This window comes from Polymorphobacter sp., assembly GCF_048007885.1.
In the GTDB taxonomy this organism is placed as follows: Bacteria; Pseudomonadota; Alphaproteobacteria; order Sphingomonadales; family Sphingomonadaceae; genus Sandarakinorhabdus.
Map to the genome: position 1 here is coordinate 1,627,939 of NZ_CP180346.1, position 12,279 is coordinate 1,640,217.

A 12,279-nucleotide genomic window follows, 5' to 3' on the forward strand; every position below is an offset into this window, starting at 1 on the left:
GTTAGCGCAGCGCGCCCGCTTCGGCCGGATCGAGCGCCTGTGCGCCGGGGAGCGCGCGGGCGAGGAAGGCCATGGCGCGCGGCGCTTCGAAATGCAGGCCGACATGGATGCCGACGAGCTGATGGCGCTGATCGATGGGCATGGCATTGGCGACGACAAAGGCATGCGGCGCGCGCGGGCGGCCGCGCCAGACCTCGCGCAGATCGGCGCAGGGATCGACCTCGATATCGGGGCTGGCGCAGGCGCGCTGGCGCGCGCTGGCGGTGACGATGAGCAGATCGCCGCGGCCGGCACGCAGGGCATTGAAGGCGGCTTCATCGCCGCGCACGACCAGCGGGGTCTGGAAGCTTGCGGTGGGTGCGCCGGCATCGGCAAGGGCCTGGAGGGGGACGGCGAAGCTGGCCTCGCGCTCATCGGCCATGATCGGGACGGCGCCGGCGAGATCGGCGAGCGTCTTGCGGGGGCTGGTGGCCGGAACCAGCGCGACGGTGAGGGTGCGCCCGGTTTCGGCATTGCGGCGGCCGGCGAGGATGGCCCGGGCGCTGGCCTTGACGGCCTCGAAGGCGGGCGGATCGAGCAGGACCATCTCGGCCTCGCCGGCGTTGAGCGCGGCGGCGGCGGCGGCGGCGCTCTCTGCGCCGCAGAGCTGGACGGGGCGGGCCAGCCGGGCTTCGAGATGGGCGCGGTAGGCCTCGGCATCGCCGCTGGGGGCGCAGCCCTGAAGGCCGGCGTCTGGGACAAGCAGGCGGAAGGGAGCGCTTGTGTCTTGCGCCGCGAGCGGGGCGGACAGCAGGGCGGCGAGAAGGGTTGTGGCGAGACGGATCATGGCGGGGCCGATCAAGGCTGGCTGGCGCTGCCGCCGGGGCGGCGGCTGGCGACTTCGTCGTTACGCATGGCGACGATCACGTCGTAATCGGCGGCCTTTGTGGGCTTGAAATCATTGCCGGGGGCGAGGCCGATCTGCTCCCAGATCTCCGGCTCGTCATAGGGCAGCGCGGCCAGCGCGCCGCGCAGGATGTCCTTGAGCGGCTGGGGGCGATCGGCGCGGATGACATAGGGCGAATTGGGGATGGGGCCGGCGGTCCAGATGATGCGGAAATCCTCGACCTTGACGAGGCCGCGGCGGGCCAGCGAGTAGATGGAGCCGGACGAGAAGCCGGACTTGGGGGTGCCGTCGGAGGCGACGAAGAAGGCGGCGTCGAACTGGCCATTGTCGAGGGCGAGGACGCCCTGCACATGGCCGCCGCTGATCGATGACTGGCCGAAGAAGCTGTCGGGGTCATAGCCCTGCTGCTTGAGCGTATAGCGCGGGAAGACATAGCCGGAGGCGGAGTTGAAATCGACATAGCCGACGGATTTGCCCTTGAGATCGTCGAGGGTGCGATAGGGGCTGTCGGCGCGCACGACGATGGAGCTGTAATAGCCGGAGACGCCTTCGGCGGTGCGTGTGGCGAGGATGGGCTCGACCTTTTCGCCCATTTGCGCGCGGGCATTGGCATAGGCGGCGGGGCCCATGGTGGCCATTTCGAGCTGGCCCGAGGCAAGGGCCTGGATGACGCCATTATAGTCGGCTGCCTTGTAGATCTTGACCGGCAGGCCGGTGGAGGCGGCGATATAGTCGCCGTAAGCTTCGAGGCGGGCGAGTGCGGTGGGGTTTTCCTCGCCGATATTGGCGCCGATGCGGATCTGGCCGACTTCGGCGCGCCAGCCGGTGAGGTTTGAGGGTTGCTCGGTGCCGCCGCAAGCGGCGAGCAGCAGCAGCGCGCTGATGGCCATTGATTGTCGAGTCACGTGAGTCTCCCGGCCTCCCATGGAGCTTCTATCCGAGCCGCGTGACAGTCCCGCGACGGCGCAGGCGGCGATCTGTGGACAAGGGCCGGAATTGTCGGGAGGGCGGGGTCAGCCGGGCAGGGCGAGGGGGCGGGCGCTGTTGGCGCGGAGCCAGTCGTTGAGCTCGCCTTGCAGGACATCGGCGGCGATCATCGCGTGGCGGGCGAGATTGTCGTAGCTTGGCAGCGCGCGGCGGGTGAGCTGGCGCAGGCGGCGGAGATCGCGGGCGCGGGCGGCGGCGCGCTCGGCGACGCCGCTGAAATCGCCCTGCATGCGGATGCCGTAGATGGCCGAGCCGATGGCCGGCAGGCCGGCGGTGAGGATGGTGCCCCAGATGACGAGCGCGGCGAGATCTTCGAAGCGGCCGGGGTTGGCCTTGAGGGTGAGGGTGGCGGCGAGATAGAGAAGACAGGCGGTGGCGGTGGCGAGGAAGAGGACGCCGCCGAGCCGGTGGAGACGGTGTTCGAGCTGGTGCATCCGGTGCGCATCGGCTTCGAGATAGGCGATCTGCGCGTCGATGAGGGTGCCGAGATCGGCGGCGATGGCGGCGAGATAGGCGGGGTCTGCGACCGCATTGGGCAGGCCGAGGCGCCGGGCGACGGTGCGCGCCGCGCTCTGGCCGTTGGCGCGCAGGCGCAGATCGCCGAGCTGGGCGCTGATGGCGAGGACGCGGAGCTGTTCGGCGACCTGCCGGCAATCGAGCCAGCGCTTGTGCCAGGCCGACTTGTTGCCGAGCCGGGTGATGATGAGGATGGCGGCGATGATGATGAGTTCGGTGACGAGCAGCGCCGGCTTGGCGGCCTTGGGCAGCGCGAGGCCGATGAGGGCGGTGAAGACGGCGAGGGCGGCGAGCGTGTAGTTGGCGATATAGGCGCTGCGGAAGCGGCGGGAGAGATCGGTGGCGCTGGCATCGGCGGCGCCGAAGCTTTGGGCCAGCACGCCGCTCAGCTGCTGGCCGAAGGGGGTGGCGGCGCGGGCGGCGGCGCAGCTGGCGCGCAATTCGGCGCGGGCGGCCTCGGGGCTTGCGGCGGCGAAATCGGCGGCGCTGAGCTTGCGAACGCCCATGGCGGCGAGGAAGACGGGATAGACGGCGGACGCGGTGAGGCGGCCCTTTGCGGGACTGGCGGGGGGCGGGCTGTCTTCGCTGTGGGTGAGGTGGGCGGTGAGGCGGGGGAGCGCGTCGAGGCCGGAATTGGGGACGGTGTCGAGGCTGTGGGGGCCGATGTCATCGCTGTCGGGCGCGGCCCAGAGGAGGCGGGGCGGGGCGGTGGGGTCGAGGGGCATGTGGAGCACGGGGACGCCGCTGGCGACGGCTTCGGCGACGATCTGGCCGGCACCGCCGCGCCCCTGGGCGGGCTGACCGTCCCAGACGGCGAGCAAGAGGTCGCTTTGGGCCAGCATGACGCGGCCGGCGCGTTCATAGGCGGCGCCTGTTGGCTCGGGGGCGGAACAGCCGCTGCAGAGCTCGAACACCGATGTGGCCCGGGCGAGCAGGGTTTCGAGCGCGGCCCGCGCGCTTTCGTCGGGGAAGTCTTCGGCGTTGCGGCTGCGCTCGAAGGGCAGGACGACATCGAGCTGCCAGCCCATGTCGAGGGCGACGGTGGCGGCGATGCTGTCTGCCCCTTCGGCGAGGTTGCTGACCAGCCGCAAGCCGGGGCCGGGGCCAGCGGCATCGGCGATGGCCTGAAAGAGCGTGCGCATGCGCGCGGCCAGCGCTGCGTCTTCGACATCGCCGAGCCGCGCCGGGCGGTGGCCGGTCACGCCGACGGTCAATGGCTCAAGGGTCATCTGCGCCCTGTCAAAGCTGCGCGGGCGGACCGGCCTATCGGTTGTCCTCGGTCCCGGTGCGCGTGTCACCGGTGCCGCCGCGCCTTGTGTCACCGGCGGACTCGCGCGTGTCACCGGTGCCGCCGCGGCGGGTGTCACCCGATTCTTCAGAGGCTGTTTCGGGCGCGCTCTGGGGGCTGCCGCAGGCGGCCAGCGGGATCGCGGCTGCCAGCGCGAAAACGAGCAATGGACGCATGGTTGGTCCTTTCAAGCCATCTGATGAACCAAGGCTAGGCCAATCCCATCCGGCTTAGCAACTGCTTAAATTGCGCCTCATCCTGAAGCGGCGCGAACATCGGGTCGATGAGGATCGAGGTCATGCCGCCATCGCGGATGTCATGGGCGCGCTCAAGCGCGGCGAGCGCCGCTTCGGGGCGGCCCCAGCTGGCCAGCACCTGCGCCTGCTGATAGCTGTCACTGTCGCCGCGCGCGGCGACCAGCTCGGAGAGCGCGGCTTCGGCCTGCGCTCTGTTGCCGAGGCGATGTTCGGCGATGGCGAGGCCGGAGAGGCGCAGATGCGTCTGCGGCTCGGCGGCAAAGGCGGTGCGGGCGGCGGCGGGATCGTCCTGCACAAGCTCGGCCATGCCGATCTGCCAGTGCGCGGCCGACAGGGCGGGGTTCATGGCCAGCGCCTGACGGGCGCGGGCGACGGCATTTTGCGCATTGCCCAGCCCGAGCTCGATGGCGGACTCGGCGCGGAAGGTGCGCGGGTTGAGTGGATCGAGCTGTTCGGCGCGAACAATGACCCGGCGCGCTTCCTCGCCGCGCCCGAGCTTGGAGGCGAAATAGGCATACATGAGCAGGATGTCGGCATCGCCCTGGCCGAGCGCGAACGCCTTTTCATAGGCCGGCCGTGCGCCCTTGAAATCGAGAAAGCCGTTCAATGTGGCAAAGCCCAATGCGAGATGGGCGGCGGCGAGATCGGGGGCGAGCTCGGTGGCCGTGCGCGCGGCGGCGACGGCTTCGGTGTAGGTTTCGAAAATGGCATCGCCGCTGGCATAAAGGCTGGCGATGCCGGCCAGCGCCCGGGCGCGCGCGGCATGGGCGGCGGCGAAACCTTCATCGAGCGCCAGCGCGGACTCGAACTGGGCGAGCGCCGCCTCATCGCTGCTCTGGCCGGCATCAGCGTTGAACAGCGCCCGGCCGCGCAGAAAGGCATCATAGGCGGCGATGTTGCGGGTGCCGCCCGGCAGCTCGCCGTCATCGGCGGCGACACGCGGCAGCAGCGCGCCGGCGACCATGGTGGCGATTTCGCTCTGCACGGCGAACACGTCTTCGAGCTTGCGGTCGAACCGCTCGGTCCAGCTGACGAAGCCGGCGGCGACATCGGTGAGGGTGACATCGACGCGGACCTGATCGCCCGATTTGCGGACGCTGCCTTCAAGCAGATAATCGACGCCGAGCCGGCTGGCGATGGTGGCGGCATCTTGGCTGCGGCCCTTGAACTCATTGGATGAGGTGGGGGCGGCGACCTTGAGCGCGGTGATGCGGACAAGGGCGGCGCGCACCTCTTCACACAGGCCTTGCGAGAAATAATCCTGCCCCGGATCGCCGCTGAGATTGGCAAAGGGCAGCACGGCGAGCGCATTGCCGGGGGTGGTCGCCTGCCACGGCCGCAGCACGGCGAGGCCGCCTGCCGCCGCCGCAGCGACCGCGCCACCGGCGAGGAGAATGCGGCGGGAGAGACCTGACGATCTGGTGGGGGCGGGGACGGGCGCGGGATCGCTCCGGGACGCGGGCGTTCCTTTGGCAACGCTGGCGATGCCGTTTTTCAGGCTGAGGAATTCGGGAGCTGACGCCGCGCCGGTCCAGCCCGAGAGATCGATGGTGTGATATTGGCGGAAGCCGAGCGGCGGGGCGGCGGCATCGAGGGAGACGGGCACGAGGCGGCCCCGGTCGCGGGCATGGGCGGCTTCATCGCGCACCCAGTCGGAGTCGACCGAATTGGCCGACCAGACGACGAGGACGGCATCGGCGGCGGCGAGCCGGGCCTCGATGGTTTTGGCAAAGGCGGCACCGCCGTCGATGAGCGCATCCCACCAGACCGCATGGCCGGCAGCGACGAGCGCATCGACGAGCGGGCGGACGCGGGCGCGGTCGGCGCGGGCATAGCTGACGAACAGGCTGGGGCCTGTTGCGGCTGTGTCCATTTCGCTGGCGCTGTCGTCCACACGGCCCCCCTGTAACGAGAGCCTAGGGCGCTGCCGGGCGATTGGAAAGCGCCGCCGCCGTGGTCTCGATCCAGCCGCGGTAGGCCGGCACATTGGTATAGAGGGCGGGCATGCCGGGGAGCGCGCAGCCACGACCCCAGGAGACGAGGCCGACGAGGACGCGCTCGCGGCCCTGCGCGCGGGTCATGGGGCCGCCGCTGTCACCATTGCAGCTGTCGACGCCGGGCGTGTCGGAAATAGCGCAGATGGTCGTGTCGGGCAGCCGGTCCCGGTAGGCGGGCAGATTGGCGCAGGCGGATTCGCGGCGCATCTGGTTGATCTGCATGAGCATGGGCGACATGCGGTTGAGGGTGACGCCGTCGAGCGCCATCTGGCTGGGGCCGGACGCGCGCGCCATGGTGCGGCCCCAGCCGGTGATGCGCAGCAGATCGCCTTCGGCGAGCGGGGCATCGCCGCGTTCGGTATCGAGGATGCGGATCTGGGCGCGCTCGAGCGGGAAGCGGCGGGCGATGGGGTTGTCGGCCTCGATGCGGATGAGCGCGATGTCGTGCTGGGGCGGATCCTCGCCGCTGTAGCCGGGGTGAACTTGCCAGTCGGCGATGCGGAAGGTGGCGCCTTCGGCCTTGAGATAGAGGGTGCCGAGGCGGATGCGGCGGGTGGTGCCGAAAGCCGCGCCGCCGCTGATGCAGTGGGCGGCGGTGAGGACGAGGCCCTGGCCGATATAGACGCCGCCGCAGCGATGGATGCGTTCCCAGTTTTCGCGCGCGGCGAGATGGAAGCAGCCGTGCCCGGGGGTGCAGTCTTCGGCGATTTCGCGGGGGGTGTAGATGTGGGTGGAGTAGATTTGCGCTTGCCACGGCGCGCTGCCGGCGAGCGCGGGGGTGCCGCCGACGATGCGGGCGTCGCCTTCAGGATTGTCGGCGGGGTTGTCGGCGGTTGCAGGCGGGGGCGTGGTCTTTGGCGGCGGCGGGGGAGCGCAGGCCAGCGTGAGGCAGGCGGGGACGAGCAGGGCTGCCCATGCCTTTTTCATCGGCCGGTCTCCGGGGCTTCCACGACGACGTCCTCGACGGTGATGGTCCATTCGCCGAGGCTGGGGACGGCGTCGCCGCGCGCGCTGCTGGTGCTCTGGGCGCAGACGCCGGGCGATTCCCACTCAGGGTCGCAGGGGCCGGACATTTTGGAGCGGACGGGCGCCTGCTCCAGCACGGCGGTGTTGAGCTGCACGTCGCTGGTGATGATGACGAAGCGATATTGACCCTGAGTGTTGAGCGCGAACAGGCCGGGGCGCTGGACGGCGCGGGGCGCCATGGGGGGATCGCGGCCGCCGCCCGACGGGATCAGCCGGGTGATGCCGTAGCGGCTGTCGATGACCAGCACATGGACATGGCGGGCGGTGTCACTGGCGTTGGCGAGGGTGAACACGAGCGGCGCATCGAGGGTCACGCGGCGCTGGCGGTCGGCGGGCTCGGGGCAGGCCTGGACGGGATGATCGAGCCGGGTGGACAGGCAGAGCGAAAGGCCGGTATCGGCGCTGCTTCTGGCCGGGAGCGCGAGCAGCCGCTGGACGTTGTAGACGGGGCGCAGCGCCGCGCGCAGCTGGGCCGGAAACTCGGGATCATCGACAGCGGCGAGAAGGGCCAGCGTGTCGCCGCCCTTGGTGTAGAGATAGGTGGCCTGCATCACGCCGCGCAGCGAGAGGTTGGTGAGGGTGAACTGGGCGTCGGCGTTGGTCTCGGCCACTTCGACGAAGCCGAGCGCATTGAGGGCCTCGGCGACCCGGCGCTGATCGGGGCGGTGGATCTGGGCGAGGCTGACCTTGAGCCGGTCATCGCCGAAGACGTGATGGGTTTCGCGGGCGACGAGAGAGGGCGGCAGGGGCGCGGTTGCTTCGTCTATGGCGAGGCGGGCATGGCCGTCTTCGAGGGTTGTGAGGGTGGCGGTGGCGAGCGGGGGGGTGGTATCGCTGAGTGCGTCGGCCTGGGAAGCGAACAGGGCGAATTTCGAGCCCTTGGTCATGCCGAGCAGGCGGCCGGCGGCGAGCGTGATGCCGCCCGCGCTGGGTTGGGCATCGAAAAGGGCGACGTTGATGGCCGAACCGCCGAAGCGGGCCTGGAGCGCGCCTTCGGCCTGGGGGGTCTGGCTGGTATGGCCGGCGGCGCTGACCTTGAGCCGGACCGCGGTGGCGAGATCGCCGAAGGTGGCGGCGGGCTGGGCGATGAGGGTCTGGATGAAGGCGGTGGTGAAGACGCCGTGGACGGCGGCGCCGGCGACGACCTCGCGGGCCAGCTCGTCATCACGCGAGGCGCCGAAATGGACACGGTAACCGCCGCCCGGGCCGGTGGGGGCGAGGGGCGGACGGTAATCGACATGGGCTTGCGCGGTGATGCCGGAGACGCCGCGTTCCTGGCCCAGTTCGGGGCCGCCGCGGCGGGCGCCGCTGCCGGAATTGCAGCTGTCGAAGATGGTGACGACATGGACGCCGCGGGCGTTGGCGATGTCGATGATGGTGCGCAGCTCACGGTCGAGGATGTCGGCGGGGGCGGTGGCTTCGGGGTCTCGGGCGTCGACGGGCATGATCGAGCTGTTGTAGCCCGAGGCCTGATCGAAGACCTGATCATCGACAATGCGCGAGCCATGGCCGGCGAAGAAGAAGATGACCGTGTCATTGGCGGCCGACGCGGCGATCTGGCCGACCAGCGCCTCGAGGATGCGCGCGCGGGTGGCGCAGTCATCGGTGAGCGTGATGGAGATCTGGTTGGCGGTTTCGCACTGGCCGGGGACGGGCGCATCCACGGTCAGGTGATAGGCGGCGGCGAGCGCCTGCTTGACGGCCTGGGCATCGGCGACGGCGCCGCGCAGATTGTCGAACTGGGCATAGGGATTGGTGGCGCGGGAATGGCGGTAGCTGTCGATGCCGACGAAGACGCCGCGGATGGCGGGGGCGGCGTGTGCGGCGAAAGGGGCGGCGAGGGAGAGCGCCAGCGCCAGAAGGGCGTGGCGGGTGCGGTGATGACTGAAAAGGCCGCCGTGCATGGTCCTGATCCCCGCTCTGAAGGCTGCGACGTGTCCCCTGCCCTGTCAATGGCTGCCCGGCGCGCGGCTCGTGAATTGCGTGGGTTGACCGATGGGTTGGGCCGGGCGCAGCGTGAGCGGATGTCTTTGATCATGACGTGTCGGCTGGTTTTGGGGGCTGGGGCTTGATGCTGCCCTGGCTGCTGACTGCGCATATTGCCGTGCTGGGCTATTGGCTTGGCTCGGAGCTGGTGATCAACAGCGGCTTCCGCTACGTCTGCCGGGCCGAGAGCATGGCCTTTGCCGAGCGCGATCGGCTGATGGACCATGTCATGCATGTGGACCAGCATGTGCGCTATGCACTGGTGTTGCAGGCCGCACTGGGCACGGCGCTGGCGGGCTTGCTGGGCTATCTGCCCGGCGGCGCGGGGCTGGCGCTGGCGGCGGGCGTGGTGGGGCTTTTGTGGCTGGGCTTTGTGGAGGCGGTCCACCAGCTGCGGCACCGGCCCATGGGCGCGGCGCTGGGACGGGTGGACCGGGCGTCGCGCTATGGGCTGATGGCGCTGCTGCTGGCGGTGGCGCTGGGGCTGATCGGCGGCGGCTGGGACTTGCCGCTGTGGCTGCGCTGGAAGCTGGCGCTGTTTGCCGGCGTGATGATGGCGGGCGTTGGCATCAGGCTGGCGCTGATTTCGCATTTTCGCACCTGGGCTCTGATGCGGCGCGATGGGCCGAGCGAGGCGAGCAACAGGGACGTGCAGCGCGGCTATTGGCGGGCGACGCGCGTGCTCATCGGGCTTTGGCTGCTGATTGGCGGGATTGTCGTGTTGAGCGTGTTGAAACCGGCCTAGAGGGAGAGGCAGCGTGTCGAAGCTTTATCTGATCATTGCGCGGGACAAGCCAGGGGCGGCGGCGGTTCGCACCGAGAAGCTGGGGGCGCATCTGGCGCATGTGGAGGCGGTGATCGACCGCTTTGCCGTGGCCGGGCCGCTCAGGGACGAGGCGGGCGGGTTCATCGGCTCGATGCTGGTGGTGAAGGCCGGGAGCGCGGCCGAGGCCCGGGCGCTGCTGGAGAGCGACCCCTATTTTGCGGCCGGCATCTGGGAGGATGTCGAGGTTCATGCCTTTGGCGCGGTGGCGGGCGACTGGGTGGGCGGCAAGACCTGGTGAGGGCGCCAGAGGGGGCCGACGGCGAGCAGCAGGACGAGGATATTGAACAGCACGTTGATGGCGTTGCCGGACAGGATGGAGCCAGCGCTGTCGAGCAGGAACCAGGCGAGGAGGCTGGCGAGCACGGCCTGGCGCACCGGCTCGGGGGCGAGATCATGGACGCGGGCGGCGAGGAACCAGATGAGCACGCCCCAGCCGAACAGGAAGCCGCCGGTGAGGGCCGAGAGGAAGCGCGTGGTGGGGGCTGAGTAGCTGATGTTGCCATCGAGCGGCCAGCTGAGCAGATCGAGCGACCAGCGCGCCGGCTCGGCCGTCTCGGGGAGCGCGCCAAGCGCGAAGACCGGGCCGAAGCTGCCGACGATGAGGGCGGTGATGTGCAGCCATGCCTTGTGCTGTCGCTGGGTCATGCGGGGCTCCTGCTTGATCTGGCTGGGCGCGATGATGGCAGAATGTAGCGAGTGCTACAATGCTGTTTTGAGGCGCCGGGCTGAGCCGGGCATCATGGCTGGCAGAGTCGCGGCGCTTGCCCTAGGAAAGACTTTGGATGAGGATCGGCTTCAACACATTGCGCTGGCTGACGGGGTTCGCGGGGGTGGCCATGATGGTCGCAGCCCCTGCCCTCGCCCATACCGTCGCCAGCGGCGATCAGGCTTTCATCGAGGCCAGCACCGGCACGCAGATCGGCCCGTTCATCTATCTTGGCGCCAAGCACATGGTCACGGGTTACGACCATCTGCTGTTCCTGATCGGCGTCATCTTCTTTGTCTATCGGCTCAAGCATGTCGCCGCCTATGTCACGCTGTTCGCCATCGGCCATTCGGTGACGCTGCTCGGCGGGGTGCTGTTCGGCATCAACGTCAATGCCTATCTCATCGACGCCATCATAGGGCTGTCGATTGTCTACAAGGCGCTCGACAACCTCGATGCCTGGCATCGCTGGTTCGGCGTCCAGCCGAATACGAGGCTTGCCGTCCTCGTCTTCGGCCTTTTCCATGGGCTCGGTCTTGCCACCAAGGTGCAGGACTTCGACATGTCGCCCGACGGCCTGCTGGCCAATCTCATCTCTTTCAATGTCGGCGTCGAGCTTGGCCAGCTGCTGGCCTTGTCGGCGATCCTCATTGCCATGGGCTATTGGCGCCGAAGCCGAAGTTTCATGGCCAATTCCCGCGCTGCCAATCTTGCCCTGATGACCGCAGGCTTTGTGCTGTTCGGCCTGCAGATGACCGGTTTTTTCGTTGCATGAAGGATGTGCGCCAATGACCAGCCGCCAACCTGATCCCTCGGGTCTGCCGACCTCGCGCCAGCTTGCACGTGCAGCCTTTGGCGCCGCAGCCATTGCCGGGGTGGTGCTGATCACAGCCGTCTTGCCGGCCGAATATGGCATCGACCCGACCGGCGTCGGCGCAGCGCTCGGCCTGACGCCGATGGGCGAAATAAAGCGCCAGGACGCAGCGATGGCCGAAGCGGACGCAGCCACAGCGCCGCGTGCGGCCCCGAACCCCGTAGCCCCGACCGCCCAAGTCGCTTCGGGCCTGCGCGCCGAAACGGTCCGGCTCATTCTGGCGCCCGGTGCCGGCACCGAGGTCAAGGCGACGATGCGCGCTGGTGACGAGATCGACTATAGCTGGACGACCGATGGGACGGAGATCCGCTTCGAGCTGCATGGCGAGGAGACGGGCGCCGTGGACGGGGCCTATACCAGCTACCAAAAGGGCACATCGAGAGGCACCAGCGGGACCTTCCGTGCGCCCTTCGATGGCACCCATGGCTGGTATTGGCGCAATCGTTCGGCAGCGCCAGTGGCTATCGAAGTGCGGGCGATCGGCATATATTCCGATTTCTCGCAGCTGAAATGACATCGGCCAGCGTCACGAGTCGCACCATGGGGCGGCCATGATGTGAAAGTGCGGGTGTCGATGAAGGTTGATGGTGCGCAACGCAGTCTGTCCCGAACAAGTCTCTGACTACTATTCCCTGTTATTCAATGATAACAGGGAATTTCATGTTTTTCGGGCCTCAGATTGACGGCCGTCGTCCATTAATGTGATTGATTTTTAATTCCTTACCGGAAATTTTTTTACAATCGAGAGCCGGGATTTCATTATCCGGTAACAGGGAAAGCAAGCCGGAGGAACAGGGTATAGGAAAAGGGTATGAGAGACCGTAAAGTACGCTTTAAGCCCGGCCGCCAGGCTGAAGCCGACACCCAGCGCGAAAAGGATGCAGGTCGCGCCCCGGTGAGAGCGCCTAAGCACCTGCTGGTGCCCGTCGC

The 12,279-nt window shown here is 68.6% G+C and carries 12 protein-coding genes; 4 read left to right on the forward strand and 8 right to left on the reverse strand.

The genetic code is table 11. From position 1 onward, the window contains the following. Position 1: 1 nt before the first annotated feature. From ACMVO5_RS07640 to ACMVO5_RS07670, 7 genes are all read right to left on the reverse strand, one after another. Complete coding sequence (locus ACMVO5_RS07640) at positions 2 to 826, reverse strand: PhnD/SsuA/transferrin family substrate-binding protein (protein WP_416906928.1); 825 nt, start codon at positions 824 to 826, stop codon at positions 2 to 4. Positions 827 to 837: 11 nt separating this feature from the next. Further along, a complete protein-coding gene (locus tag ACMVO5_RS07645) occupies positions 838 to 1,791 on the reverse strand; it encodes a phosphate/phosphite/phosphonate ABC transporter substrate-binding protein (protein WP_416906929.1) in 954 nt (317 codons plus the stop codon). 108 nt (positions 1,792 to 1,899) lie between these two features. Further along, positions 1,900 to 3,618 carry a hypothetical protein gene (locus tag ACMVO5_RS07650; RefSeq protein ID WP_416906930.1) on the reverse strand — a complete coding sequence of 573 codons (1,719 nt, stop codon included), beginning with the start codon at positions 3,616 to 3,618 and terminating at the stop codon, positions 1,900 to 1,902. A 34-nt stretch (positions 3,619 to 3,652) separates the two neighbouring features. Continuing rightward, positions 3,653 to 3,853 (reverse strand): hypothetical protein, encoded by a 201-nt coding sequence (locus tag ACMVO5_RS07655; RefSeq protein ID WP_416906931.1) that lies wholly within the window; start codon positions 3,851 to 3,853, stop codon positions 3,653 to 3,655. Between the two features lie 34 nt (positions 3,854 to 3,887). After that, positions 3,888 to 5,828 carry a TIR domain-containing protein gene (locus ACMVO5_RS07660; protein ID WP_416906932.1) on the reverse strand — a complete coding sequence of 647 codons (1,941 nt, stop codon included), beginning with the start codon at positions 5,826 to 5,828 and terminating at the stop codon, positions 3,888 to 3,890. A 22-nt stretch (positions 5,829 to 5,850) separates the two neighbouring features. Next, on the reverse strand, positions 5,851 to 6,858 hold the full coding sequence (locus ACMVO5_RS07665; protein WP_416906933.1) for a serine protease: 1,008 nt from the start codon (positions 6,856 to 6,858) through the stop codon (positions 5,851 to 5,853). Continuing rightward, positions 6,855 to 8,861, reverse strand: a complete 2,007-nt coding sequence (locus ACMVO5_RS07670; RefSeq protein ID WP_416906934.1) for a caspase family protein — start codon at positions 8,859 to 8,861, stop codon at positions 6,855 to 6,857. Before ACMVO5_RS07670 ends, ACMVO5_RS07665 begins: the two co-directional genes overlap by 4 nt. A gap of 137 nt (positions 8,862 to 8,998) precedes the next feature. Between ACMVO5_RS07670 and ACMVO5_RS07675 the strand changes: the two genes are divergently transcribed. After that, complete coding sequence (locus ACMVO5_RS07675; RefSeq protein WP_416906935.1) at positions 8,999 to 9,688, forward strand: hypothetical protein; 690 nt, start codon at positions 8,999 to 9,001, stop codon at positions 9,686 to 9,688. A 13-nt stretch (positions 9,689 to 9,701) separates the two neighbouring features. After that, positions 9,702 to 10,007, forward strand: coding sequence for a YciI family protein (locus ACMVO5_RS07680; RefSeq protein WP_416906936.1), 306 nt, complete (start codon positions 9,702 to 9,704; stop codon positions 10,005 to 10,007). On the opposite strand, the gene ACMVO5_RS07685 is transcribed toward ACMVO5_RS07680, so the two are convergent. After that, on the reverse strand, positions 9,956 to 10,414 hold the full coding sequence (locus ACMVO5_RS07685; protein ID WP_416906937.1) for a hypothetical protein: 459 nt from the start codon (positions 10,412 to 10,414) through the stop codon (positions 9,956 to 9,958). The genes ACMVO5_RS07680 and ACMVO5_RS07685 overlap by 52 nt on opposite strands. 191 nt (positions 10,415 to 10,605) lie before the next feature. Here ACMVO5_RS07685 and ACMVO5_RS07690 point away from each other — a divergent pair, with 191 nt between their 5' ends. Together ACMVO5_RS07690 and ACMVO5_RS07695 are read left to right on the forward strand one after the other, a co-directional pair. Further along, complete coding sequence (locus tag ACMVO5_RS07690; RefSeq protein ID WP_416909333.1) at positions 10,606 to 11,250, forward strand: HupE/UreJ family protein; 645 nt, start codon at positions 10,606 to 10,608, stop codon at positions 11,248 to 11,250. A 13-nt stretch (positions 11,251 to 11,263) separates the two neighbouring features. Beyond that, a complete protein-coding gene (locus tag ACMVO5_RS07695; RefSeq protein ID WP_416906938.1) occupies positions 11,264 to 11,863 on the forward strand; it encodes a hypothetical protein in 600 nt (199 codons plus the stop codon). Positions 11,864 to 12,279: the final 416 nt, after the last annotated feature.

Excerpts from the sequence above, each read along its gene's own strand:
- ACMVO5_RS07640 (WP_416906928.1), bottom strand. The coding sequence starts at position 826 with ATGATCCGTCTCGCCACAACCCTTCTCGCCGCCCTGCTGTCCGCCCCG.
- ACMVO5_RS07650 (WP_416906930.1), bottom strand. The coding sequence starts at position 3,618 with ATGACCCTTGAGCCATTGACCGTCGGCGTGACCGGCCACCGCCCGGCG.
- ACMVO5_RS07655 (WP_416906931.1), bottom strand. The coding sequence starts at position 3,853 with ATGCGTCCATTGCTCGTTTTCGCGCTGGCAGCCGCGATCCCGCTGGCC.
- ACMVO5_RS07665 (WP_416906933.1), bottom strand. The coding sequence starts at position 6,858 with ATGAAAAAGGCATGGGCAGCCCTGCTCGTCCCCGCCTGCCTCACGCTG.
- ACMVO5_RS07670 (WP_416906934.1), bottom strand. The coding sequence starts at position 8,861 with ATGCACGGCGGCCTTTTCAGTCATCACCGCACCCGCCACGCCCTTCTG.
- ACMVO5_RS07685 (WP_416906937.1), bottom strand. The coding sequence starts at position 10,414 with ATGACCCAGCGACAGCACAAGGCATGGCTGCACATCACCGCCCTCATC.
- ACMVO5_RS07690 (WP_416909333.1), top strand. The coding sequence starts at position 10,606 with ATGATGGTCGCAGCCCCTGCCCTCGCCCATACCGTCGCCAGCGGCGAT.
- ACMVO5_RS07695 (WP_416906938.1), top strand. The coding sequence starts at position 11,264 with ATGACCAGCCGCCAACCTGATCCCTCGGGTCTGCCGACCTCGCGCCAG.